The sequence below is a fragment of the Actinokineospora lacus genome, assembly GCF_053813445.1.
Window position 1 is genome coordinate 1 of record NZ_JBQERA010000012.1, and the last position, 23,732, is coordinate 23,732.

A 23,732-nucleotide genomic window follows, 5' to 3' on the forward strand; every position below is an offset into this window, starting at 1 on the left:
ACGACTCCTCGCCCTGACCGCCGCCATCTGGCACAACCGCACCACCGGACAACCCATCACCCGATCCCTGACCGCCTACGACCACTGACCGACTTACGCATTAATCATCTAGGGCCTGTCCTCAAAGCCCCGTCCGCGAGCGGGGTGGCGGGTCGTCCGGTCAGCGCCGGGATGTCGGCGCTGACCCGGCCAGCTCGCCCCGCTCGATCGCGGTGTAGGTCGAGACCCAGGCGTCGAGCTGCCAGCGGGGGGGCGCCGTAAGCGGCGCGCGACGCGTACGCCTCATCCAGGGTTTCCGTCGCCCGCCGGGCCGCGGATCACGCCGTCCTCGCCGATGAGGCCGGGGGTGAAGTCGGCGTAGAGGTTGTCGCGGAGGAGGTGAACGGCACCCCACGCGCGCGGATGTGCTGCTCGGTCGCCCAGTGGTCGCGGGCGAGGGTAAACGCGGCGTCCGGGGCCGCGCTGAAGAACGAGAGGCAGACCAGGTGCCCCGCCCCGCTCGCGGCGTCGACGAACGCCTTGTGCCGCGCGACCCGGTCCGCCGACTCCGCCGCCGACACCATTAGCACGACCTCCGCGCCTGCGCACGCCTCGGCGACCGCCGCGCCGTCGGTGAAGGACGCCCGCACCGGACTCGCCCCGGGAGCTCAGGTGCGCGTGCGGGGTCGCGCACGGGCAGCGTCTGGGCGCGGTCGGCGTCGGCGAGCAGCCGGGCGACCCGGCCGCCGAGGTTCCCGGTCGCGCCGGTCACGACGATCGTCATGCCGTGCGGCATGCGACCGCTCGGCAGTGCGCGCACCGGCCGCGTCACCGGCGCCGGTCCATGAGCTTCTCCAACTCGCCGTCGGCCCACTGGTCCTCTTTGAACTCTTCGCCGCTCGGCGAGACCGCGACGCCGAGGAGGGTGATGGCGGTGACCATGGAGATCACCAGGGTGAGCGGGACGAAGAAGTCGTAGGCGTCGACGCCTGCCAGCGTGTGCGCCGTGCCGCCGACGACGTCGACGCGCATCGCGGCCATGCCGGTGTAGTGCATGCCGCTGACGGCGAGCCCCATCACCAGCGCCGCGCCGATCGTGGCCACGATGCCGGTGATGTTGAGCGCGGCCCACAGCGCCGCCGTCGAGGCGATGACCGCGATGACGATGGAGGCGATGAGCAGCGTGGGCTCATAGTTGATCTCGCCGTGCAGGCGCATGGCCGAGATGCCGAGGTAGTGCATCGTCGCCACCCCGGACCCGGTGATCAGCCCGGCTCCGGCCAGCGCGCCCCATCCGCTGCGGGAGAACACCACCGCTGACAGCCCGAGCCACACGATGCCGACCGCGACCAGCAGGCTGACGACGGTGACGGGCACGCTGTAGCGCACGGCGGTGCCGGTCACCGAGAACCCGAGCATGGCCACGAAGTGCATCACCCAGATCCCGGTGCCGCCGATCGACACCGCCCCGAGCGCCGTCCAGCCCCATCTGGCGCCGCCGTGGTGCAATCGGGCCCGCTGCATGCTCAGCAGCCCCAACGCGCACCCGAGACACGACAGCACGAAGGCCAGGACAGGCGTGATCGCACCGGACGAAAAATGATTCATCTCTCCCATGGGCGACACACAAGCACAGAAATGTCCGACAAACGAGAGGGACTTGAGTCTCGCTCACATTCAGTGCCGAGCCGACCCCGTACCGCGACCAGTCCACTGGGGACACCCGATGGAACCTGGTCACCAGCGCCGGGCCGGTTCATCCGGTGATGCCAAAACCCGACCGCGAGAGCGATCGGGTTTCTGTGATAGCGGTGGACCCGCCTACGAAGGGCCTCCGCCGTGTGGTCGGTCCGACTCTGATCGACCGGGGCGTGCCTAAACCCTGTCCTCAAAGCCCCGTCCGCGATAGCCGGGCCGGATCGGCCGCCGGCGGCACCGAGGAAGAACCCGAGTACAACCCGGTACGAGGGCCCCGCGCCGGCGCCGTCGGCAACCGATCCGATCTCGACTCTCACCGACCAGGGGTTTGAGGACAGGCCCTAGGCGCGGCCCCACTGGGCAGGGCAGGCCGCGACCGAGTAATCCCCGGCCGGTGGGCGGCCTTCGGCCAAGACGCCGGATGCGTGGGGGCCGCCCTGCTGGGCAGGCAAGCCGCGACCGAGCCGTTCCCGGTGGCGGGCAAGTTTTCGGACAAGGCGCAGGCCCGCGGGAGCAGCCCTGTGGGCAGGCAGGTGGTGGGTGATCCCGGCTGTGGTCAGTCGGTGAGCAGGGGCAGGAGGCGCTGGTTCCAGACGCCGTCGTGGTCGCGGGCGGTCTCCCGGCGTTCCGCGCTGACCTGGCCGTAGGTCGTGGTGCGCTGGCGGGCGGGGCGGCCCGCGGCGGTGGCGAGGGCTTCGAGGTCGGCGATGGTCTTGTAGCTGCCGTTGTCGCTGCCCGCCATGCGGCTGATGGTCTCCTCCATCAGCGTGCCGCCGAGGTCGTTGACGCCGCCGCGCAGGACGTCCACTACGCCGGGGTCGCCGAGCTTCACCCAGCTGGTCTGGATGTTCTTGATGTGGCCGTGCAGCAGGATTCTGGCCAGCGCGTGGACGGCGCGGTTCTCCCTGCGGGTGGGGCCGGGCCGGGCGATGCCCGCGAGGTAGAGCGGGGCGTTGGTGTGGACGAAGGGCAGCAGGACGAACTCGGAGAAGCCGCCGGTGCGGGACTGGATGTCGGCGATCAGCTTCAGGTGCGCCACCCAGTGCGCCGGGGTGTCGACGTGCCCGTACATCATGGTCGAGGTCGTCGGGATGCCCAGGGAGTGGGCGGTCGTGACGACCTCGACCCACGCCGAGGTGGGGAGTTTGCCCTTGGTGAGCACCCACCGGACGTCGTCGTCGAGGATCTCGGCCGCCGTGCCCGGCAGGGAGTCCACACCGGACTCGCGCGCCAGGGTCAGCCAGTCCCTGATGGACAGGTTGGTCCTGGCGGCGCCGTTGACGACCTCCATCGGGGAGAACGCGTGGATGTGCATGTCCGGGGCCCGCCTGCGGACCTCGGCGGCGATGTCGAAGTACGCGGTGCCGGGCAGGTCCGGGTGGATGCCGCCCTGCATGCAGACCTCGGTCGCCCCCACCGACCACGCCTGCTCGGCGCGCTGCCCGACCTGGTCCAGGGACAGGGTGTAGGCGTCGGCGTCGGTGCGGCGCTGGGCGAAGGCGCAGAAGCGGCAGCCGGTGTAGCAGACGTTGGTGAAGTTGATGTTGCGGGTGACCACGTAGGTCACCTCGTCGCCCACGGCGTCGCGGCGCAGGTCGTCGGCGAGGGCGGCCAGCGCGGCCAGCTCCGGGCCCTCGGCGGCCGAGAGCAGGGTCAGGGCGTCCGAATCGGACAGTCGGGCCAGGTCGCGCTCGGCGTGGCGCAGCGCGGTCGTGAACTCGGGCCGCACGACGCCCGAGCTGCCCATCGCGGCGGCTGTGTTGTCCACTGAGGACTTCAGCTCGGCCCAGTCGCCGTAGACGGAGTCGAAGTCCTCGCGGCGGTCGCCGGTGCGCCCGACGGAGTCGATCTCGGTGTGCAGCTCGGTGCGCCCGGAGGCGGTCAGCGGCACCTCGGGCTCCTGCCACGGCCGCCCGACCGGCACGGCGCCCTCGACGGCCAGCCCGGTCACCGGGTCGGCCAGGGCGGCGACGTGCGCGGCGACGCGGGGGTCGAGCCAGGGTTCGCGCAGGTACTCGGGGTAGACGGTCAGCCGCTCCGCGAGGCGGAACCCCGCCGCGGCGGTGTGCTCGGCGAGGACGTCGATCTGCGGCCACGGCCGCTCCGGGTTGACGTGGTCGGGCGTCAGCGGGGAGACACCGCCCCAGTCGTCGATGCCCGCGCGCAGCAGCAGCCCGTACTCCCCGCCGATGAGGTTCGGCGGGGCCTGGAGGCGGGCCTTGGGCCCGAGCACGACCCTGGCCACCGCGACCGTCGCGGCCAGCTCGGCGGCCTCGGCGTCGGGCATGGACCGCATGGCGGTGTCCGGCTTGGCCCGGAAGTTCTGGATGATCGTTTCCTGCACGCCCCCGTAGCGCCGCGCGGCGGCGCGGATGGCGAACAGCGACTCCACCCGCTCGGCGAGCGTCTCGCCGATGCCGATGAGGACGCCGGTGGTGAACGGGACGGCGCTGCGGCCCGCGTCCTCCAGCACCCGCAGGCGCACCGCGGGCTCCTTGTCCGGCGAGCCGTAGTGGGGTCCGCCCGGCTCCGACCACAGCCGCTCGGCGGTGGTCTCCAGCATCATGCCCATCGACGGCGCGACCGGCTTGAGCCGCTGGAAATCGGTCCAGGTCAGCACGCCGGGGTTGAGGTGCGGCAGGAGGCCGGTCTCCTCGAGGACGCGGATCGCCATGGCGCGGACGTAGGAGAGGGTGTCGGGGTACCCGGCGGCGTCCAGCCACTCCCGGGCGGCCGCCCACCGGTCCTCGGGCCGGTCGCCGAGGGTGAACAGGGCTTCCTTGCACCCCAGCTCGGCCCCGCGGCGGGCGATGTCGACCACCTCGTCGGGGCTGAGGAACGGCGCGGGCACCCGGTGCGGGACGGTGGCGAAGGTGCAGTAGTGGCACCGGTCGCGGCAGAGCCTGCTCAGCGGGATGAAGACCTTGCGGGAGTAGGTGACGATCCCCTCCCGCCCCACCGCGGCGAGCCCGGCGTCGCGCACCCGGGCGGCGGTGGCGAACAGGTCCTCCAGGTGCTCTCCCCGGGCGTGCAGGAGGACCTCGGCTTCCACCTGGTCCAGCGCCACGCCATCGCGGGCCCGACGCAGCGCACGGCGGATGGCGGACTCGGACGGGGGCACGGCACCTCCAGAACTGGGACTGCCACCAACCTATAGCCGCCGGCGGTGGCCACGACCCCTTCCAGAGTGACCTATCCCTCAGACCCTCCTCCACGCCGCGACCGCCCACCCCGGCGAAGCGAAGACCCGTGGAACGCGGCACGCGGCCAGCCCGGGAAAGTCCGGAGTGGCCGCGCGTCGGGAACCGCGAATTCGCGGGGGCTCACCTCGCCGAGGCGAGGAGTGTCGTGTCAGCTCATGGTCAGCCGGGCAGCACGCCTGCCAGGGCCTTGCGGGCCTTGTGGGGAGCGGCGGTGACCGCGCCCGCGACCGTCTCGGTGGTGTCGTGGGCCCAGTCGCCCAGGTCGTGGACCTGGGACTGGACCACCCGGCCCGCCCTGCGGGCCCGCCAGCCGAGGGACGGCTTGCCCTCGGTGTCGGCCGAGGCCAGCAGCAGCCCGCCGATCAGGCCCACGTTCTTCAGGAAGTGGATCTGCTGCTGGGTGCGCTGGCCCGGGTCCTTCTCCGCCCAGAACTGGTGCGTCGCCAGGGTCGTGGGCACCATGCTGCCCGAGAGCAGGAGGGCCGCGAGCCGGGGGAAGCGGTTGAACGCCAACGCCAGGCCGGCCACGACCTTCAGCGCCCCATCGATCTTCACCAGGGTCACCGCGTCGGTGGGCATCTGGGCCGGGAGGCGGTCGCCTGCCTTGGAGATCGCCTCGTCCAGGAGGGGCTTGGCGGCTTCGGCGTGGGCCTCCGGTGACCGCAGGGCCTGCACCCCGCCCCAGACGAAGATGCCCGCGAGCATCGGTCGGGCCAACCTGCGCAGGATCATGGTCACTCCCTAGTCGACTCGGTGCTTGGTGCGCTCCACGAGCGCGCGGACGTACTCCACCGAGCCGCAACCGGAGTCCAGGCGGTGGTCGCGGTCGGTGAGGAACTGCTCGCCCAACTCGGCGCGGCGGGCGGCGTCCACCGACTCGCGGGCGTCGTTGAGAATGGTGCGCTCTTCCTCGTCCAGGTGGTGGGTGATGGCGCCGACCAGCTCCTCCAGCTTGCCCTCCCACTCATCGGACTCGGTGTCCTCGACCTCCATCAGCGCCAGCAGGGCGATGTTGCCCTCGGCGTGCTCCTCGGCGCTGTGCTCGACCTCGTCGTCGTCCACCTGCTTGTACCGGCGCAGCGCCGGGTACACCTTGGCCTCCTCGGCCTCGGCGTGGGCGACCAGCATCGAGGCCAGTTCGTCCAGCGCCTTGGCGCGGTCGGCGCTGCGGTCGCGCAGGGTGCGGAACAGGTCCTCCATGCGGCGGTGGTCGGTGAGGATCAGCTCCACTACATCCGTGGACATGCGGGGCCCTCCAGTCTGGTGTTCCATCGGGCCTGACTTACCCCGGATGGCCCAGAACCAACCCCCGCTACTCCGAGTTGGCCTCGATGTCGCCCTCGACCTCCAGGTACAGCGTGCGCAGCGCGGCCAGCGTCGCCGCGTCCGGGGACGCCCACAGACCCCGGTCGGCGGCCTCCAGCAGGCGCTCGGCGATGCCGTGCAGGGCCCACGGGTTGGCGTCGGCGAAGAACTTGCGGTTGACCTCGTCCAGCGCGTACGTCTGGGCGAGGGTGTCGTACATCCAGTCGGGGACGACGTTCGTCGTGGCGTCGTAGCCGAACAGGTAGTCGACGGTGGCCGCCAGCTCGAAGGCGCCCTTGTAGCCGTGCCTGCGCATGGCCTCGATCCACTTCGGGTTGGCCACCCGCGACCGGAAGACCCGGTTGGTCTCCTCCACCAGCGAGCGGGTGCGCACCGACTCCGGGCGGGTGCTGTCGCCGATGTAGGCGGCCGGGGCCCGGCCCGTCAGCGCCCGCACGGTGGCGATCATGCCGCCGTGGTACTGGAAGTAGTCGTCGGAGTCCATGATGTCGTGCTCGCGGGTGTCGACGTTCTTGGCCGCGACCGCGATCCGCCGGTACGCCGACTCCATGTCTTCGCGCGCGGGCGCCCCGTCGAGGCCGCGGCCGTAGGCGAAGCCGCCCCAGACGGCGTAGACCTCGGCGAGGTCGCGGTCGTCGCGCCAGTTGTGGCTGTCGATCAGCGGCAGCAGCCCCGCGCCGTACGCGCCGGGCTTGGAGCCGAAGATGCGGGTGGTGGCCCGGCGCTCGCCCACCCCGTCGGCGCGGACGTGGGCGCGGACGTAGTTGTCCTCATCGGACTCCTCCAGCCCCGCGACGAGCCGGACGGCGTCGTCGAGCAGGTACACGACGTGCGGGAAGGCGTCGCGGAAGAAGCCGGAGATGCGGATGGTGACATCGACGCGCGGGCGGCCCAGTTCGGCGAGCGGGATGACGTCGAGACCGCTGACCCGCCGCGACGCCGGGTCCCACACCGGGCGGACGCCGAGCAGGGCCAGCACCTCGGCGATGTCGTCGCCCGCGGTGCGCATGGCCGAGGTGCCCCACACCGACAGGCCGACCGAGCGCGGCCACTGGCCGGTGTCGGCGCGGTAGCGCTCCAGCAGGGAGTCGGCCATCGCCGACCCGGTCTCCCAGGCCAGCCTGCTCGGGATCGCCTTGGGGTCGACGGAGTAGAAGTTGCGCCCGGTGGGCAGCACGTTGACCAGGCCGCGCAGCGGGGAGCCGCTGGGGCCCGCCGGGACGTAGCCGCCGTCGAGGGCGTGCAGGACGTTGCCGATCTCGTCGGTCGTGCGGTCCAGGCGCGGGACGACCTCGGTGGCGCCGAACGCCAGCACGCGGGCGACCTCGGTGTTGGCGGCGCCCAGCACGTCGGCGATCACCGCGTCGACGGCGTCGGGGTCCCAGGCGCGCTCGTCCATGGCGCGCACCAGGGAGCGCGCGGTCGCGTCGACGGTGTCGACGGTCGTGCGGTCGGCGCCGTCGACCAGGCCCAGCGCCTCGCGCAGGCCGGGCAGCGCGGCGACCTGGCCCGCCCACATCTGCCGGGCGGAGAGCATCGCGGTGACCAGGTTGACCCGCGCCTCCCCCGACGGGACCTCGCCGAGCACGTGCAGGCCGTCGCGGATCTGCACGTCCTTGATCTCGCACAGCCAGCCGTCGACGTGCAGGAGGAAGTCGTCGAACTCCGCGTCGTGCGGGCGGTCGGCCAGGCCGAGGTCGTGGTCGAGCTTGGCGGCCTGGATCAGCGTCCAGATCTGGGCGCGGATGGCGGGCAGCTTGGCCGGGTCCATCGCCGCGATCGAGGAGTACTCGTCGAGCAGCTGCTCCAGGCGGGCGATGTCGCCGTAGGACTCCGCGCGGGCCATCGGCGGGACGAGGTGGTCGACCAGGGTGGCGTGCGCGCGGCGCTTGGCCTGGGTGCCCTCGCCGGGGTCGTTGACCAGGAACGGGTAGATCAGCGGCAGGTCGCCCAGCGCCGCGTCGGAGCCGCAGGCCGCGGACATGCCCAGGTTCTTGCCGGGCAGCCACTCCAGGTTGCCGTGCTTGCCGAGGTGGATGACCGCGTGCGCGCCGAAGTCGGCGGCGATCCAGCGGTAGGCGGCCAGGTAGTGGTGGCTGGGCGGCAGGTCGGGGTCGTGGTAGATGGCCACCGGGTTCTCGCCGAATCCGCGCGGCGGCTGCACGATGATCACCACGTTGCCCGCGCGCAGGGCGGCCAGGACGATGTCGTCGCCGTCGACGAACAGCTCGCCCGGGGCCTGCCCCCAGTGCCTGCTCATGCTCTCGCGCAGCTCGGCGGGCAGGGTGTCGAAGTACTCGCGGTAGGCCGCGGCCGGGATGCGCACGGGGTTGCCCGCGAGCTGCCCGGCGGTGAGCCAGTCCGGGTCGAGGCCGCCCGCGGCGATGAGGGCGTGGATCAGCGCGTCGCCGTCCTGCTCGGCCACGCCGGGCAGCTCGCCGACGTCGTAGCCCGCCCGCGCGAGCGCGGCGAGCAGGCGCACGGCGCTGGCGGGTGAGTCCAGGCCGACGGCGTTGCCGAGGCGGGAGTGCTTGGTCGGGTACGCCGACAGCACGATCGCCACCTTGCGCCGCGACGCGGGCACGTGCCGGAGCCGGGCGTGCGCCACGGCGATCCCCGCGACGCGGCGGGCCCGCTCGGGGTCGGCGACGTAGACCGAGAGCCCGTCCTCGTCCTGTTCCTTGAAGGAGAAGGGAACGGTGATGATCCGGCCGTCGAACTCCGGCACCGCGACCTGGGTGGCCGTGTCGAGCGGGGACAGCCCGTCGTCGCTGTCGGCCCAGGTGGCGCGGTCGCTGGTCAGGCACAGCGCCTGCAGGATCGGGATGTCGAGCGCGGCGAGCGCGCCGACGTCCCAGGCGTCGTCGTCGCCACCGGCCGAGGCGTCGGCCGGGCGGGTGCCGCCCGCGGCGAGCACGGTGACGACCAGGGCGTCGACGGTGCCGAGCAGGTCGAGCAGGTCGGCGGGCGCGGTGCGCAGGGAGGCGCAGAACACCGGGACGGGCACGCCGCCGCGGTCCTCGACGGCCTCGGCGAGGGCGTCGACGAAGGCGGTGTTCCCGGCGATGTGGTGGGCGCGGTAGTAGAGGACCCCGACGCGGGGACCCTCGGCGCTTCGCGGCGCGCGCTCCAGGTGCCCCCATACCGGCAGCTCGACTGGCGGGGCGAAGCCGGTGCCGGTCAGCAGCAGGGTGTCGGACAGGAAGTGGTGCAGCTCACGCAGGTTGTCCCGGCCGCCGTGCGCGAGGTACCGGTGCGCCTCGGCGACGACGCCGCCGGGCGCCGTGGAGCACCGCATCAGCTCCGCGTCCGGGGCCTGCTCGCCGCCGAGGACCACGACGGGCAGCGCCCCGGCGAGCAGGGCGTCGAGCCCCTCCTCCCAGGCGCGGCGCCCGCCGAGCAGCCGCACGACGACGGCGTCGACCCCGTCGAGCAGGGCGGGCAGGTCGGCGGGGCCGGTGCGGGCCGGGTTGCCCAGCCGGTAGTCGGCGCCGGAGGCGCGCGCGGAGAGCAGGTCGGTGTCCGAGGTGGACAGCAGCAGGATCATGGCGCCCTTCCTGGGGTCCTCGCCCCGAGGTAGTGGGTCGCGACGGCGGAGTGTCCTGGCTCCCGGATCGTCGTTCCCCCTGGCCTTCCCTCTCGGTGGCCGCAGTGGTGTGACCCACAGCAGGGTTCGCTCCCCGGTGACAGTGGCGGGACCGCGCCGGATTCACACCGGCTTCCTCCAGTTGCCGTCGCCTCGTCGGGCTCACCTTATATTCGGTCCGTGTCTGTCCAGAACCGCCGCTCGGGCGGCGACGCCTGCCCCGGTGCCATCGACGTGCACCAGGCCGCCGACGGGGGTCTGGCGCGGGTGCGCGTGCCCGGGGGTCTGCTGACGTCGGCGCAGCTCAGGGTGCTCGCGGCGGCGTCGGCGGAGCTGGGCTCCGGCGGCCTGGAGCTGACCTCGCGGGCCAACGTCCAGCTGCGCGGGCTGGGGCCGGGCGCGCCGGTGGAGCTGGGGGCGCGGCTGGCGGCGGCGGGGCTGCTGCCGTCGGTCTCGCACGAGAAAGTGCGCAACATCATGTCCTCGCCGCTGGGCCCGGTCGGCCCGGCCGCGGCGCTGGACTCCGCGCTGTGCGCGGATTCCCGGCTGGCAGCGCTCCCGGGCCGGTTCCTGTTCGCGCTCGACTCCGGCGCGGGGGACGTGGCGTGGCTGGGCGCCGATGTCGCCGCGCTGCCGACGGCCGCGGGGGTCGCCGTGCTCCTCGGCGGGCGCGACCACGGTGTCCGGGTGTCCGCGGGCGAGACCGTCGAGGCCCTGCTGACGGCGGCGCGGGCGTTCCTCGACCTCCGGGCCGGGCAGTGGCGGATCGCCGAGCTGGGGCCTGCGGTGGCGACGATCGCCGCCCGGCTGGGCGCCGGTCCCGTACGCCTGAGGCCAGGAGTGCCGCCCGCCTCCGGACCGCCCGCCTCCGGACCGCTCGGAGAGGTCATCGCCGATGGCGGGCCCGCGGTCGGCGCGGCCGTGCCCCTGGGACGGCTGGACGACCGCCAGGTCCGCGTGCTGGCCGAGGCGCCGTACGTCGTGGTGACGCCGTGGCGCGGCGTGGTCGTTCCCGGCGCGTCGCCGCGCGCGCTGGCCGCCGCAGGCCTCCTGGTCGACCCGGCCGCGCCCGGCATCGGCGTGACCGCGTGCACCGGGCGGCCGGGCTGCGCGAAGTCCCTCGCCGACGTGCGCGCCGACGCGCTGGGGATGCCGGTCGCCGGGCGGCCGGTGCACTTCGCGGGCTGCGCGCGCCGCTGCGGGCGGCCCGCGGGAGATGTGGTCGACGTCGTCGCCGTCACCGGCGGCTACGAGGTCGACGGCCGGGCGGTGCCCGGCGGGCAGGCGGTCGCCGCGGCCGCCGGACTCAGGCAGGAGCACGAGTGAGCGACTACATCCGGGACGGGGCGGAGATCTACCGCCGCTCGTTCGCCACCATCCGGGCGGAGGCCGACCTGGCCGGGCTGCCACCGGACGTGGCGCGGGTCGCGGTCCGCATGATCCACGCGTGCGGCATGGTCGACCTGGTCGACGACCTGGCCTACGCCGCCGACGTGGTCGCCGCGGCCCGCGCCGCCCTCGACGCGGGCGCGCCGATCCTGTGCGACGCGCGGATGGTGGCCTCCGGGATCACCCGTGCCCGGCTGCACGCGGACAACGAGGTCGTGTGCACGCTGTCGGACCCCGCCGTCCCCGGCCTGGCGGCCGAGCTGCGCACCACCCGCAGCGCGGCGGCCATGGAGCTGTGGCGGCCCCGGCTGGCGGGCGCGGTCGTGGCGGTCGGCAACGCGCCGACGGCGCTGTTCCGGCTGCTGGAGATGGTCTCGGCGGGCGCGGGCGCGCCCGCCGCCGTGCTGGGCGTGCCGGTCGGCTTCATCGGCGCCGCCGAGTCCAAGGAGGCGCTGATGGAGTCCGGACTGCCCTACCTGGTGGTGCGCGGCAGGCGCGGCGGCAGCGCGATGGCCGCCGCGGCCGTCAACGCGATCGCGAGCGACGCCGAATGACCGGCACCCTCTACGGCGTCGGCCTCGGGCCCGGCGACCCGGAACTGGTCACGGTCAAGGCCGCCCGGCTGATCTCCGCCGCCGAGGTGATCGCCTACCACAGCGCCCGGCACGGCCGCTCCATCGCGCGCGGGGTGGCCGCGCCGTACCTGCGCGAGGGGCAGATCGAGGAGCAGCTGGTCTACCCGCTGACGGTGGAGACCACCGAGCACCCCGGCGGCTACGCGGGCGCGATGGCCGACTTCTACACCGAGAGCGCCGCGCGCCTGGCGTCGCACCTGGACGCGGGCCGCGACGTCGTGGTCCTCGCCGAGGGCGACCCGATGTTCTACGGCTCGTACATGCACATGCACAAACGCCTGTGCGACAGCTACGACACGGTCGTGGTGCCCGGGGTGACGTCGGTGAGCGCGGCGTCGGCGGTGCTGCGCAGGCCGCTGGTGGAGGGCGATGAGGTCCTCACCGTGCTCCCCGGCACCCTGCCCGCCGAGGCCCTCGCCGAGCACCTGGCCGCGACGGACTCCGCCGCGGTGCTCAAGCTCGGCCGCACGTTCCCGAAGGTCCGCGCCGCCTTCGCCGCGGCGGGCAAGCTCGACCGCGCCCTCTACGTCGAGCGCGCCACCTGGGACACCGGCCGCGTGCTCCCGCTGTCCGAAGTGGACCCGGACACGGTGCCCTACTTCTCCCTGGCGGTGCTCCCCAGTCCGCTCAACGACTCCGCTCCCCCACTGCCGACGGGGGCACCGGTGGCAGGCCGCGGCGAGGTGGTCGTCGTCGGCCTGGGCCCGGCGGGCCGCCCGTGGCTCACCCCGGAAGCGCAGGACGCCCTGGCCGCCGCCGACGACCTGGTCGGCTACACGACCTACCTCCGCCGCGTCCCGCCGAACCCCCGCCAGAGCCGCCACCTCTCCGACAACCAGGTCGAGGCCGAGCGCGCCGCCTTCGCCCTCGACCTGGCCAAGCGCGGCAGGCGCGTGGCCGTGGTCTCCTCGGGCGACCCCGGCGTCTTCGCCATGGCCACCGCGGTCCTGGAGGCCGCCGACGATCCACTGTGGAAGGACGTGCCGGTCCGCGTCCTGCCCGGGGTCACCGCCGCCCACGCCGTCGCCGCCCGCGCGGGCGCCCCGCTCGGGCACGACTACTGCACCATCTCGCTGTCCGACCGCCTCAAGCCGTGGGAGGTCATCACCGGCCGCCTGCGGGCCGCGGCGGCGGCCGACTTCGCCATCGCCGTCTACAACCCCGCGTCGAGGAGCCGGACCTGGCAGCTGGCCGAGGCCCGCGACCTGCTGCTGGAGTACCGCTCCCCCGAAACCCCGGTCGTCATCGGCCGCGACGTCGGCGGCCCCCAGGAGTCCGTGCGGGTCGTCGACCTCGCCGACCTCGACCCGGCCACAGTGGACATGCGCTGCCTGCTGCTGATCGGCAGCTCGCAGACCCGGGTGCACACCCACGGCGGCAACCCGGTCGTGTACACCCCGAGGACGTACCCGAGAACCTGAGCCCCAAGAACCTGAGCCCTGGGAACCTGAGCCCCGAAAACCTGAAATGACGCTCCGGGCGCCCAGCCGCCGACGCGGCTGGGCACACCCGGACCGTCTTGTGCGGGCGGCCCCACTCTGGGCGGCCCTGTTCCAGTCAGCCCTACTCCGGGCGACCCTGCTCCGAGCGACCCTGCAGGGTCAGCGACCGGCCCAGGCAGCCCAGCGCCAGCACGCAGGCCAGGGTCCTGGGCAGGTGGGCGGCGTTCCACGGGTCCTCGAACGCGGCCCGCACGCCCGCGGCGTCGGCCATCGCGGCGACGTCGCCCGCGGCGGCGAGCTTGTTGTTCAGCGGGACGTTGACGCCCATGGTGATCACCACGGCGACGATGTAGAGCCCCAGGGCGGCGATGGTCCAGCGGAGGGCGGCGCGGCGGCCTTCCTTCAGCTGCAGCAGGGCCGCCGCGCCGGTGAAGACGAACGAGCCGAAGAAGATCGACCCGAAGGCGCCGTTCTCGATGGCCCGGTTGATGCCCTGCATCGACGCGACGAACGTCCGGTCGTCGGTCTTCGACAGGCCCGGCATCACCGAGACCGCGAAGGCGAAGAACAGCCCCGCCATCAGGCCGATCGACATCGTGGCCAGCCACAACAGCGGGCCGGTCAGCTTCCCCCCGCCGCGCACCCGCGGCAGATCACGCACTTGCGCCATGTCATCCCTCTCCGTCTCGACACCGCGGACCCTGTCAGGCCGCGGTCCGCCCGGGTACCGCCGGGAGGCGGCACGCGGTCACCACCACTTCCACTGGCGGTGGTAGTTCCAGCGCAGGGCGGTCGCCCCGATGAGCCGCACCGGCGGGGGCATGGCGGCCGAGGAGAACCCACTGGCCCCGTCGAGCAGCCAGGCGGGCAGGAACAGCATGATCGACGGGCCCGCGCTGCCGATGATGCGGCGCTCGACGGCGCCGTACTCCGACCGCGTGAGCTGGTGGACGAACACCGGCAGCACCGCGGACTCCTCGGCGCGCAGGTGGGCGATGAGCACGTCGTGGAAGCGGGACGCGGCCGCGGGCAGGTCCGGGGACCCGGGGACGAGGGCGGCGGTGACCCCGTCCATCGCGGTGTCGAGGGCCGCGTGGTCGGCGTGCATGGCCTTCTCCGTCGCCGGGTCCAGCCTCGCCCTGATCGCGGGCCAGAGGATCTCGTCCTCGGTGTGGTGGTGCCAGTCGATGACCGCGCGGACCTGGCGCCACCAGGACGCCGCCTTGGCCACCCCGCCCTCGGGCACACCCGCGCGCAGCCTGCGCGCGTCGCGGCGCATGGCCCGGTGCGTGAGCGCGAAGGCGTGCAGGTGACCGGGCAGGGCGCTGAAACCGTGCTCGGTCGACAGGTTGGTCTCCACCGGTCATCCCTCCAGATCGGTCATGGGTCCGCCGGGTGGCCCGGCGGACCCGCGACGGCTCAGCCCGCGTTCCAGACGCCGGTGGCCGCGGTCTCCCGGGCGTAGTCGGCGAAGTCCCTCGGGGCCCGGCCCAGCGCGCGCTGCACACCGTCGGTCGTGTGCGCGTTGCGGCCGTCCAAAACCTTGGTGAACAGCTCGACGAAGTCCTCGGGCATGCCGTACTCGCGCAGCATGGCCGCGTACTCCTCGGCGCTGACCGGGATGTAGCGGATCTCCCGGCCGGTCGCCTTGCTCAGCTCGGCGGCGGCGTCGTGGAAGCTGATGAGGCGAGGGCCGCTCAGCTCGTAGACCTCACCGGCGTGCCGGTCCTCGGTCAGCGCGGCGACCGCCACGTCGGCGAGGTCGTCGAGGTCGACGAAGGCCTCCACGGCGTCGCCCGCGGGCAGCGCGATCTCCCCGGCGAGCACCGGCTCCAGCAGGAAGTTCTCGCTGAAGTTCTGCGCGAACCACGCCGAGCGCAGGATCGTCCACTCGGTGCCGCCGCGCTGCACGATCCGCTCGCAGACCTGGGCCTCCTCCTCGCCGCGGCCCGAGAGCAGCACGAGCCGGGCCACGCCCTGCTCGTGCGCGGTCTTGGTGAACTGCTCGATCACGGTGTCGGCTCCCGGGAAACCGAGGTCCGGGTAGTAGGTGACGTAGGCGGCCTTGACCCCGGCCAGGGCGGGCGCCCACGTGTCCGGGTTCTCCCAGTCGAAGCCGGGGTCGGCCGAACGCGAGCCGATGCGCACCGGGTGCCCGAGCGCGGTCAGGCGCTCGGCGACCCGGCGGCCGGTGCGGCCGGTGCCGCCGATCACGAGGATGAGGTCGTCGGTGGTCACGGTCTGGTTGCTCCCCTGCACGTTTTCTCCCATGGCACTAGTCAACCGCCTGGCATACGAGACGAGCCATAGCCGAAAAGCTCAGACGCATATGAGGACGTCTACCAGGGTGCGCTGAGATTTCACTGACGCGCGGCCACCCGGCTGTGCGCGGAGAGATCAAGACCAGTAGGTTCTACAGGACATGGCGGGTATCGAGGAGTCCAAGGCCGGCGTCGCCGCGGCGATCGAGAAGGTCCAGGCGGGCATCCAGGCGATGACGCAGGCGGCCATGCAGTGGGACGAGGCGCGGACCCTGCTGGCGAACGCCTCGCAGGGCACGTCGCGGCCGGAGGCGCCGCAGGCCGTGGGCATGCTGACCCAAGCGCTGCAAGGGCTTTCCGAGGTGCAGAGCAGCGCGCAGGCCTCGATCACGACCATGGAGACGTGGACCGCCCAACTCTGAGGGCGCGAGCCGAGCACGGGCAGGTCCCGGGTTGACCACAGTGGACCCCGGCACATCTCCTCTCGCCGATGGCGATCATCGGCGCTATCTTCCGATGAGCTGCCGCGCACCGTCCGGGGGTGGGTTCCGCTGAGTATCTGGGAATACGCGAACACGCTGCGCGGGGTGATCACCACCGCCGCTGCGGGGTCCGCGGCGGCTGACAGCGCGCTACGGGAGCTGACCGAGGCCAAGGCGAGGCTGCTGGCGCTGGCCTCGGACGGCGCGGGCTGGTACCCGGCCGAGCTCGACCTGGCGATCGCCGAGCTGACCAGGTCGGCGGAACTGGCCGCCGCGGCGCGGGAGACGATCGCCGACTACGTGATGAGGCTCTGAGGCGATGGGCAAGGTCGAACGCAGGCACCGCGCGAACGCGGCACTGGCCGACATGCGGGCCGTGCTCGGCCGTGCCCTCGGCGCGGCGACCGGGACGCGGCTGCGGGCGGAGACGGCGCGGCGGCAGGCGGAGTTCGAGCAATCCGTGCAGCTCATGGGTTTGGCGGCGGCGGCGCGCTCCACCGAGCTGATGGCCAGGGTCGAGGCCGACCCCGCGCTGGGCGAGGTGTGGCGGCGGTGCGAGGAGGACCGCGACCGCAGCTACGCCGAATGGCGCCGCACCGGCCTGCCCAGGGTCCGCGACCTGGTGGCCAGGGCAGCCCCGGGAGCCGCGGGCGACGCCGGGCACGCCTGGCTCGGCTCCCCCGGCCCCGCCGACGCCGAGCCCCCCAGGCTGTGGCGGGTCGGGACCGCGTCGGTGGAGCACGCCCCGGAGGAGTTCCCGCTGGCCGTGCCGCTGCTGGGCGTCGGGCACCTGCGGATCAACTCCGCGCGGGACGGGCGGGCCGCGGTGGACGCGATCGTGGAGACCCTGCTGGCCAGGATGCTGGCCACCCTGGCCCCCGGCCTGCTGCGCGTGCACATCTGGGACATCGGCCACCTCACCGGCCCGCTGCCCAACCTGCACCCGCTGCGCGCCGAGCGCCTGCTGACCGTGCACGACCCGACCCTGCTCAGCGACCTGCTGGCCACCCTGGCCGGGCACATCCGCCGCGCGCACGACGCCGCGCTGCGCGAGGGCCGCCCGACCGTGCGCGAGCAGGGCGAGCCGTGGCGGGTCGCGGTGCTCTTCGGCAACGGCGAGCGGCTGCCCGACGAGCTGACCAGGGAGCTGAGCCGGGTCGCGCGCACCGGCCCCGACGCGGGCGTGCACCTGGTGCTCGTGGACGTCCCCGTCTCGGTGAACAGTCCACTGGAGACGATCACCTTCACCACCAGGCACACCGCGACGTCGAGCATGACCGGCCCCGGTGTCGTGGTGCGGCCCGACCCGCCCGCCCCGGCCGCGGACCTCGTCGCGCTGGCCACCGCCGTGCACGAGCGGGTGCGGGAGTTCCGCGGCGGCCCGCGCTCCTTCGCCGACCTGCTCGCCCCCACGCCCCGGCACTCCGCGCGCGAGGAGCTGCGCACCCCGGTCGGGTTCGCCGAGGGCGAGCCGGTGGAGGTCGTGCTCGGCGACGCCACCCCGCACGCGCTGGTCGCCGGGCCCAGCGGATCGGGCAAGACGAACTTCCTCTACGCCATGCTCGGCGGGCTGGCCTCCCGGTACTCGCCGGTGGAGCTGGAGCTGTACCTGCTGGACTTCAAGGAGGGCGTCTCCTTCGCCGGGCTGACCCCCGGGCGCAAGGACCCGAGCTGGCTGCCCCAGGCCCGGCTGGTGGGCGTGAACGTCAACACCGACCGCGAGTTCGGCCTGGCGCTGCTGCGCTACCTCACCGGGGAGCTGGCGCGCCGCGCGGAGGCGGCCAAGCGGCACGAGGTCACCAAGCTGGCCGAGCTGCGCGAGGCCGACCCGGACGGGCACTGGCCGCGCATCGTCGCGGTGATCGACGAGTTCCAGGCGCTCTTCGCCGGGCGCGACCGCATCACCATGCAGGCCGCGGCGCTGCTGGAGGACGTGGCGCGGCGGGGCCGCTCGCAGGGCATCCACCTGGTGCTGGCCAGCCAGGACATCGCGGGCATCGAGGCGTTCTGGGGCAAGCCCGCGGTGTACGAGCAGTGCACCCTGCGGGTGGCGATGCCCAAGGCCAAGCGGGTGCTCGCCGACGAGAACCTGGCCGCCATGTCGCTGCCGCGCTGGCACGCGGTGGTCAACCACGACTCCGGGGTCGCGCACGGCAACCAGGCCGCGCACGTGCCCGACGCCTCCAGCCGCGGCACCTTCGACGCGCTGCAGCGCGAGCTGTGGGCGGCCCTGCCCTCCTCGGCGCCGCGGCTGTTCGACGGCGCGCACCAGCCCGACCTGGTGGCCGCCGCGGACTTCGCCGCGCCGTCGGGGCCGCTGCTCGGCCAGGTCATCGACGTGGACGACCGCGCGGCGACCCTGCGCCTGGAAGCGGTCCCCGGGCGCAACCTCGCCGTTCTCGGCACCGCGACCGCCGACGCGTTCGCCGTGCTGGAGAGCGCGGCGCTCTCGCTGGCGCGGGTGCACGCCCCCGGCGCGTGCGACTTCAGCGTCTGGTGCCCGGTCCCGGCCCTGGTCGAGCGGTCCACGGCGCTGGCGGAGCGCCTGCGGGCGCTGGACCACGAGGTCGATCTCCGGGTCGACGAGTCCATCTCCGAATTGACCCCGGAGACCGCCGAGCGCCCCCGGTACGTGGTGTTCATCGGCGTCGACGGCGCGCACCGCTGGCTGGAGACCAAGCAGCCGCCGACCATGACCAGCGGGCTGGACCGGCTGCGGGCCCTGCTGCGCAACGGGCCGGCGCACCGCGTGCACGTGCTGGGCTGGTGGCGCGGCGTCGCCCGGCTCAAGGAGACGATGGGGCTCGGCGGGTTCGACGACATCGGCGCCTGGGTGGCGCTGGACGTGCAGGGCTCGGAGCTGACGACGCTGGCCGCGGGCCAGGTCGTGGACTGGTCGCCGCGCCCGCGGCGGGCGATCTTCTTCGACCGCACCACCCACACCCACCCCGACGTGCTGATCCCCTTCGACACCACCGCCGCGCTCGACCTGCCGACGGCGGTGGACTCGGCATGAGGCACGACGACCCGGTCGCCGAGTACAAGCGCCTGCTGGACACCGCCCACCAGGCGGCCCGCGCGCAGGCCGAGCACGAGCGCCTGCGCGCTCGGGACCTGTCCGAACAGGTCCGCGACGCGAGCAAGGCCATCACCGCCGCGCAGACGCGGGAGTCCACTGTGGCCAGGGAGATCACCGCGTGGTGGTCCAAGGAGACCACCGCCCTCACCTCGCTCGACTGGCTGGACCTGACCCCACCCGCACCCGACCTCGGCGCCGACCCGCGCAGGCTGAACAGCCACCTCGCCGACATCGAACCGGCGACGGCGGCCTTCCGGGCCGCGCTGCGCCGCGCGCTCTGGCCGCGCAAGCTGCCCTGACAGGCGCCGTCGCGGTCCTGATGGCACGATCGGGAGTATGCGGACTCGACGCCTGGGAGACATGACGGTCGGCGCGATCGGACTCGGCGGGATGCCGCTGTCCATCGACGGCAGGCCCGACCGCGAGCGCGCGGTGGCCACCATCCGCGCCGCGGTCGACGCGGGCGTCACGCTGATCGACACCGCGGACGCGTACTGCCTGGACGACACCGACTTCGGCCACAACGAGGAGCTGATCGCCGAGGCGACCAAGGGCGTGGACGTCCTCATCGCCACCAAGGGCGGGCACACGCGCACGCCCGGCGGCGGCTGGGCCGTGGACGGGCGCCCCGAGTACCTGCGCGCCGCGTGCGAGGCGTCGCTGCGCCGCCTCGGCGTGGAGGCGATCGGGCTCTACCAGTTCCACCGGCCGGACCCGGCGGTGCCGGTCGCGGAGTCGGTGGGCGTGCTGGCCGAGCTGCTGGACGCGGGCAAGATCCGGATGGCCGGGGTGTCCAACCTCGACCCCGCGGAGATCCGCCTCGCCCACCAGGTCCTCGGCGGGCGGCTGGCCTCGGTGCAGAACCAGTTCTCGCCGACCTTCCAGTCCAGCGCCCCGGAGCTGGCGCTGTGCGACGAACTCGGCGTGGCGTTCCTGCCGTGGAGCCCGCTGGGCGGCATCAGCGCCGCGGGCGGGCTCGGCGGGGCGTTCGCCGCGGTGGGCGCCGAGCTGGGGGCCAGCCCGCAGCGGGTCTGCCTGGCCTGGATGCTGGCCAAGTCGCCGGTGGTGCTACCGATCCCCGGCTCGTCGCGGCCGGAGAGCATCACCGATTCCGCCGCCGCGGCCGAGCTGGACCTCTCCCCCGCGCAGATCGCCACGCTGGACGCGGCTGTGGCCTGAGGAATCCTCGGCAACCTTTTGCCCGCCCCCGGGGTCTCGGGGGTATGACAGCGCAGCGCGGACGGCGGACCTGGGCGGATACCGTCACCCGATTGAGTGTCCGCAGACTGGGCCACGCCCTGGTCGTCACCGCGGCGGGAGCGCTGTCCCCGGCCGACGAGTCGGCGTGGGCGGACGCGGTGACCGCCGCGTGCCTCGCCGACACCCGCGCGGCGATGGTGGTCGTCGACCTCACCGGGGTCGCGGCCATCACCGACGGGTGCCTGGCGGTGCTCGCGGAGTCCGACGCGCTGTGCGCGACGCGGCGGCGCGACCTGCGGGTCCTGGTGCGCGGCGCCGACGAGGACCGGCTGCGCAAGGCCGGGCTGCACCACCTGGTCACCGCCGCCGGAATCCTGCACCGGGCGGTGTGCGGGCCGCGCAGCGGCTGATCCCCCACTGTTCCCGACCAGGCCGCCCTGAGCAGACTGCTCCCGGACCGACTGCTCCGGGCCGACTGCTCCCAGGCCGGCTGTCCCGAAACGGCTGTCCCGAACCGACTGCTCCCGGGCCGACTGTCTCTGACCGGCTTCTCCCAGGCAGGCTTCTCCCGGGAATGAACGGGGCCGGGTGCGTGAGGATCACCCGGCCCCGCCCTTCGTGGCGTCCGGCGGGTGCTCGCCCACCCGGCTGGACGCGGTGGCGTCCGCCCCTGTCTCCGTCCGCCACCCGGCGGGCCGTGCCGGTCGCCGGGGCCCCGGCGGGCGCCGTGCCCGGGTCCCCGGCGGCGCACCGGCGCCACCGGACCCGATTCGGCGGCCACGGGTGACCGGAGGTTGGAATCCGCGAGCCACTCCTGTTCGCGGTCCGGTCGGTGGCGCAGGCCTGCGCGCCTGCCGGGGTCTCGCACACCCCGCGCGTGATCGGGTCGGACCGTAGAGTCCCGCATCCCGGCGGCGGAGCGCTCATCCCAATCGGGCATAGGCAAGTGGTATGCCCCCGCCCGGCGCAAGTATTGGTCTACACCATTGACGACCAGTGGTTTAGACCAATACGCTCCGCTGACCCGCCCTGCCCCGTCCGTCGAACGGAGGTGAAACGTGGTCAGAAAGAGCCTCTCGCTGGCGCTTCTGCTCGCGTTGCTTTCCGGCATCACCATGGCCGTCTCCCTGCCCGCCACGTCCCATGCCGCCGACCACGCCGCCTGCCGACCCGACGGCCTGGCCCGCACCGGCACGCTGGAGGTCCCCTACTGCCTGGCCTATGACAACCAGGGCCGCGAGCTGATGGGCGCCGACCACCCGCGCCGGGTGATCGGCTACTTCACCGGCTGGCGCACCGGGAAGAACGGCCAGCCCGCGTACCTGCCCAAGGACATCCCCTGGACCAAGGTCACGCACCTCAACTACGCCTTCGGCCACATCGACGGCGCGGGCAAGCTGTCCGTGGGCCCCGACGGGCCGGACAACGCCGCCACCGGCATGCAGTGGCCGGGCGTGCCCGGCGCCGAGATGGACCCGACGCTGTCCTACAAGGGCCACTTCAACCAGCTGACGAAGTACAAGAAGCAGCACCCGAACGTCAAGACCCTGATCTCCGTCGGCGGCTGGGCCGAGACCGGCGGCCACTTCGCCCCCGACGGCTCCCGCGTCGCCGACGGCGGTTTCTACGCCCTGACCGACTCCACCGCGAAGATCTCCGCGTTCGCCGACTCCGCGGTGGAATTCATCCGGCGCTACGGCTTCAACGGCGTGGACATCGACTACGAGTACGCCACGTCGATGAGCAACTCCGGCAACCCCGACGACTTCGGCTTCTCCAACCCGCGCCGCGCCCGCCTCATGAACGGGTACGTGACGCTGATGAAGACGCTGCGGGAGAAGCTGGACGCCGCGAGCACCGCCGACGGCAAGTACTACCTGCTCACCGTCGCGGCGCCGTCGTCGGGCTACATGCTGCGCGGCATGGAGAACTACCAGGTGACCCAGTACCTGGACTACGTCAACGTGATGTCCTATGACCTGCACGGCGGCTGGAACCACTTCGTCGGCCCCAACGCCGCGCTCTACGACGACGGCCGCGACGCCGAACTGGCGCACTGGAACTACTACGGCACCAGCCAGTACGGCGGTCTCGGCTACCTCAACACCGACTGGGCCTACCACTACTTCCGCGGCAGCATGCCCGCGGGCCGCATCAACATCGGCGTGCCGTACTACACCCGCGGCTGGCAGGGGGTCACCGGCGGCACCAACGGCCTGTGGGGCCGCGCGGCGCTGCCGGACCAGACCAAGTGCCCGACCGGCACCGGCGGCACGGTCGGCTCGACGGTGCCCTGCGGCAACGGCGCGGTCGGCATCGACAACCTGTGGCACGACCTGGACAAGGTCGGCGGCGAGGTCCCCGCGGGCGGCAACCCGCTCTGGCACGCCAAGAACCTCCAGGACGGCCGCACGCCGAGCTACCTCGACGACTACGGCCTCGACCCGGCCACCGACCCCACCCACCGCCTGAGCGGCACCTACACCCGCCACTACGACTCGACGCTGGTCGCGCCGTGGCTGTGGAACAACGACAAGAAGGTGTTCCTGTCCACTGAGGACGAGACGTCGATCGCGGCGAAGGCGCGCTACGTCGTGGACAAGGGCATCGGCGGCATCATGATGTGGGAGCTGGCGGGCGACTACGACTACGACGCCACCCGCGGCGAGTACTTCATGGGCGACACCCTCACCACCCTGATGTACGACACGTTCCGCACGGCGGCGCCCTACGGCAACACCAAGGCCAAGCGCCCCATGCCGGCGCAGACCCTCGACGTGAAGCTGGAGCTGCACGGCTACCCGGTCGGCGACTCGAACTACCCGATCAGCCCGAAGCTGAGGGTCACCAACAACTCCGGCACCCCGCTGCCCGGCGGGACGGACATCCAGTTCGACTACGGGACATCGGCGCCGCCGACCATGGGCCAGCAGTCCGGCTGGAGCCTGTCGGTCGTCTCCAGCGAGCACAGCGGCCCCAACGTCGGCGGCATCCGCGGCGACCTGCACCGGATGTCCCTGAAGACGCCCGCCTGGCAGACGCTGGCGCCGGGGGCCAGTGCCGAGGTGCAGCTGGTCTACCACCTGCCGGTCACCATGCTGTCGAACATCACGGTCACCTTCGGCGGCAGCAGCCACGCCGTCCGCCAGGACCACGCGCGCGGCTCCACCGACACCCCGCCCACCTCGACCACCACCAGCACGACGACAACAACCACGACGACCACGACAACAACGGCGCCCACCACGACAACGACGACGCCCCCGGCGTGCTCGACCCCCGCGTGGGAGGCGACGCGCGTCTACACCGGCGGCAGCACCGTCTCCCACCTCGGCCGCCTCTACCGGGCGCAGTGGTGGACCCAGGGCGAGCGCCCCGAGCTGTCCGGCCAGTGGGGCGTGTGGCGCGACACCGGCCCCTGCTGACCCCCGGCGGACAACGGGTTGGGCCCA

19 protein-coding genes and 1 riboswitch are annotated in these 23,732 nt (G+C 73.3%); of the genes, 10 read left to right on the top strand and 9 right to left on the bottom strand.

Translation table 11 applies throughout. The features are described 5' to 3' along the window. Positions 1 to 317: 317 nt before the first annotated feature. The 6 genes from ACTG9Q_RS26030 to cobN form a co-directional block, all read right to left on the bottom strand. Positions 318 to 629 carry a hypothetical protein gene (locus tag ACTG9Q_RS26030; RefSeq protein WP_455575535.1) on the bottom strand — a complete coding sequence of 104 codons (312 nt, stop codon included), beginning with the start codon at positions 627 to 629 and terminating at the stop codon, positions 318 to 320. A gap of 178 nt (positions 630 to 807) precedes the next feature. Continuing rightward, on the bottom strand, positions 808 to 1,542 hold the full coding sequence (locus ACTG9Q_RS26035; protein ID WP_455575536.1) for an MHYT domain-containing protein: 735 nt from the start codon (positions 1,540 to 1,542) through the stop codon (positions 808 to 810). Between the two features lie 691 nt (positions 1,543 to 2,233). After that, positions 2,234 to 4,777 carry a bifunctional FO biosynthesis protein CofGH gene (locus ACTG9Q_RS26040; protein WP_455575756.1) on the bottom strand — a complete coding sequence of 848 codons (2,544 nt, stop codon included), beginning with the start codon at positions 4,775 to 4,777 and terminating at the stop codon, positions 2,234 to 2,236. A 262-nt stretch (positions 4,778 to 5,039) separates the two neighbouring features. Further along, entirely contained in the window at positions 5,040 to 5,612 is a 573-nt protein-coding gene (locus ACTG9Q_RS26045) for a DoxX family protein (RefSeq protein ID WP_455575537.1), read from the bottom strand. 9 nt (positions 5,613 to 5,621) lie between these two features. Next, complete coding sequence (locus ACTG9Q_RS26050) at positions 5,622 to 6,125, bottom strand: hemerythrin domain-containing protein (protein ID WP_455575538.1); 504 nt, start codon at positions 6,123 to 6,125, stop codon at positions 5,622 to 5,624. A 67-nt stretch (positions 6,126 to 6,192) separates the two neighbouring features. Beyond that, positions 6,193 to 9,753, bottom strand: coding sequence for a cobaltochelatase subunit CobN (cobN, locus tag ACTG9Q_RS26055; protein ID WP_455575539.1), 3,561 nt, complete (start codon positions 9,751 to 9,753; stop codon positions 6,193 to 6,195). A 48-nt stretch (positions 9,754 to 9,801) separates the two neighbouring features. Continuing rightward, positions 9,802 to 9,931, bottom strand: a riboswitch (cobalamin riboswitch). A gap of 41 nt (positions 9,932 to 9,972) precedes the next feature. Between cobN and ACTG9Q_RS26060 the strand changes: the two genes are divergently transcribed. The 3 genes from ACTG9Q_RS26060 to ACTG9Q_RS26070 are packed head-to-tail and all read left to right on the top strand — an operon-like array spanning position 9,973 to position 13,237. Beyond that, entirely contained in the window at positions 9,973 to 11,118 is a 1,146-nt protein-coding gene (locus tag ACTG9Q_RS26060) for a precorrin-3B synthase (protein WP_455575540.1), read from the top strand. Then, the gene (locus tag ACTG9Q_RS26065) at positions 11,115 to 11,735 is read left to right on the top strand and encodes a precorrin-8X methylmutase (protein WP_455575541.1); all 621 of its coding nucleotides are present in this window, start codon (positions 11,115 to 11,117) and stop codon (positions 11,733 to 11,735) included. Before ACTG9Q_RS26060 ends, ACTG9Q_RS26065 begins: the two co-directional genes overlap by 4 nt. Beyond that, on the top strand, positions 11,732 to 13,237 hold the full coding sequence (locus ACTG9Q_RS26070) for a precorrin-2 C(20)-methyltransferase (protein ID WP_455575542.1): 1,506 nt from the start codon (positions 11,732 to 11,734) through the stop codon (positions 13,235 to 13,237). The genes ACTG9Q_RS26065 and ACTG9Q_RS26070 overlap by 4 nt, the downstream gene beginning before the upstream one ends. A gap of 142 nt (positions 13,238 to 13,379) precedes the next feature. Here ACTG9Q_RS26070 and ACTG9Q_RS26075 read toward each other — a convergent pair whose 3' ends face one another. The 3 genes from ACTG9Q_RS26075 to ACTG9Q_RS26085 form a co-directional block, all read right to left on the bottom strand. Further along, positions 13,380 to 13,928, bottom strand: a complete 549-nt coding sequence (locus ACTG9Q_RS26075; protein WP_455575543.1) for an anthrone oxygenase family protein — start codon at positions 13,926 to 13,928, stop codon at positions 13,380 to 13,382. A gap of 78 nt (positions 13,929 to 14,006) precedes the next feature. Further along, on the bottom strand, positions 14,007 to 14,618 hold the full coding sequence (locus ACTG9Q_RS26080; protein ID WP_455575544.1) for a hemerythrin domain-containing protein: 612 nt from the start codon (positions 14,616 to 14,618) through the stop codon (positions 14,007 to 14,009). A gap of 59 nt (positions 14,619 to 14,677) precedes the next feature. Beyond that, positions 14,678 to 15,496 (bottom strand): NAD(P)H-binding protein, encoded by an 819-nt coding sequence (locus tag ACTG9Q_RS26085; protein WP_455575545.1) that lies wholly within the window; start codon positions 15,494 to 15,496, stop codon positions 14,678 to 14,680. 184 nt (positions 15,497 to 15,680) lie between these two features. Between ACTG9Q_RS26085 and ACTG9Q_RS26090 the strand changes: the two genes are divergently transcribed. From ACTG9Q_RS26090 to ACTG9Q_RS26120, 7 genes are all read left to right on the top strand, one after another. Then, the gene (locus ACTG9Q_RS26090) at positions 15,681 to 15,941 is read left to right on the top strand and encodes a hypothetical protein (RefSeq protein ID WP_455575546.1); all 261 of its coding nucleotides are present in this window, start codon (positions 15,681 to 15,683) and stop codon (positions 15,939 to 15,941) included. A 165-nt stretch (positions 15,942 to 16,106) separates the two neighbouring features. Beyond that, entirely contained in the window at positions 16,107 to 16,316 is a 210-nt protein-coding gene (locus tag ACTG9Q_RS26095) for a hypothetical protein (RefSeq protein WP_455575547.1), read from the top strand. 4 nt (positions 16,317 to 16,320) lie between these two features. Continuing rightward, on the top strand, positions 16,321 to 19,017 hold the full coding sequence (locus tag ACTG9Q_RS26100) for an FtsK/SpoIIIE domain-containing protein (RefSeq protein WP_455575548.1): 2,697 nt from the start codon (positions 16,321 to 16,323) through the stop codon (positions 19,015 to 19,017). Beyond that, a complete protein-coding gene (locus tag ACTG9Q_RS26105; protein WP_455575549.1) occupies positions 19,014 to 19,379 on the top strand; it encodes a hypothetical protein in 366 nt (121 codons plus the stop codon). The genes ACTG9Q_RS26100 and ACTG9Q_RS26105 overlap by 4 nt, the downstream gene beginning before the upstream one ends. A 37-nt stretch (positions 19,380 to 19,416) precedes the next feature. After that, complete coding sequence (locus tag ACTG9Q_RS26110; RefSeq protein ID WP_455575550.1) at positions 19,417 to 20,259, top strand: aldo/keto reductase; 843 nt, start codon at positions 19,417 to 19,419, stop codon at positions 20,257 to 20,259. Positions 20,260 to 20,351: 92 nt separating this feature from the next. Next, entirely contained in the window at positions 20,352 to 20,690 is a 339-nt protein-coding gene (locus tag ACTG9Q_RS26115; protein ID WP_455575551.1) for a hypothetical protein, read from the top strand. Positions 20,691 to 21,395: 705 nt separating this feature from the next. Beyond that, complete coding sequence (locus ACTG9Q_RS26120; RefSeq protein ID WP_455575757.1) at positions 21,396 to 23,705, top strand: chitinase C-terminal domain-containing protein; 2,310 nt, start codon at positions 21,396 to 21,398, stop codon at positions 23,703 to 23,705. Positions 23,706 to 23,732: the final 27 nt, after the last annotated feature.

What these genes read in the sequence shown, in the direction of transcription:
- ACTG9Q_RS26045 (WP_455575537.1), bottom strand. Translation starts at nt 5,612, where the DNA reads ATGATCCTGCGCAGGTTGGCCCGACCGATGCTCGCGGGCATCTTCGTC.
- ACTG9Q_RS26050 (WP_455575538.1), bottom strand. Translation starts at nt 6,125, where the DNA reads ATGTCCACGGATGTAGTGGAGCTGATCCTCACCGACCACCGCCGCATG.
- cobN (WP_455575539.1), bottom strand. Translation starts at nt 9,753, where the DNA reads ATGATCCTGCTGCTGTCCACCTCGGACACCGACCTGCTCTCCGCGCGC.
- ACTG9Q_RS26070 (WP_455575542.1), top strand. Translation starts at nt 11,732, where the DNA reads ATGACCGGCACCCTCTACGGCGTCGGCCTCGGGCCCGGCGACCCGGAA.
- ACTG9Q_RS26075 (WP_455575543.1), bottom strand. Translation starts at nt 13,928, where the DNA reads ATGGCGCAAGTGCGTGATCTGCCGCGGGTGCGCGGCGGGGGGAAGCTG.
- ACTG9Q_RS26090 (WP_455575546.1), top strand. Translation starts at nt 15,681, where the DNA reads ATGGCGGGTATCGAGGAGTCCAAGGCCGGCGTCGCCGCGGCGATCGAG.
- ACTG9Q_RS26100 (WP_455575548.1), top strand. Translation starts at nt 16,321, where the DNA reads ATGGGCAAGGTCGAACGCAGGCACCGCGCGAACGCGGCACTGGCCGAC.
- ACTG9Q_RS26105 (WP_455575549.1), top strand. Translation starts at nt 19,014, where the DNA reads ATGAGGCACGACGACCCGGTCGCCGAGTACAAGCGCCTGCTGGACACC.
- ACTG9Q_RS26110 (WP_455575550.1), top strand. Translation starts at nt 19,417, where the DNA reads ATGCGGACTCGACGCCTGGGAGACATGACGGTCGGCGCGATCGGACTC.
- ACTG9Q_RS26120 (WP_455575757.1), top strand. Translation starts at nt 21,396, where the DNA reads ATGGCCGTCTCCCTGCCCGCCACGTCCCATGCCGCCGACCACGCCGCC.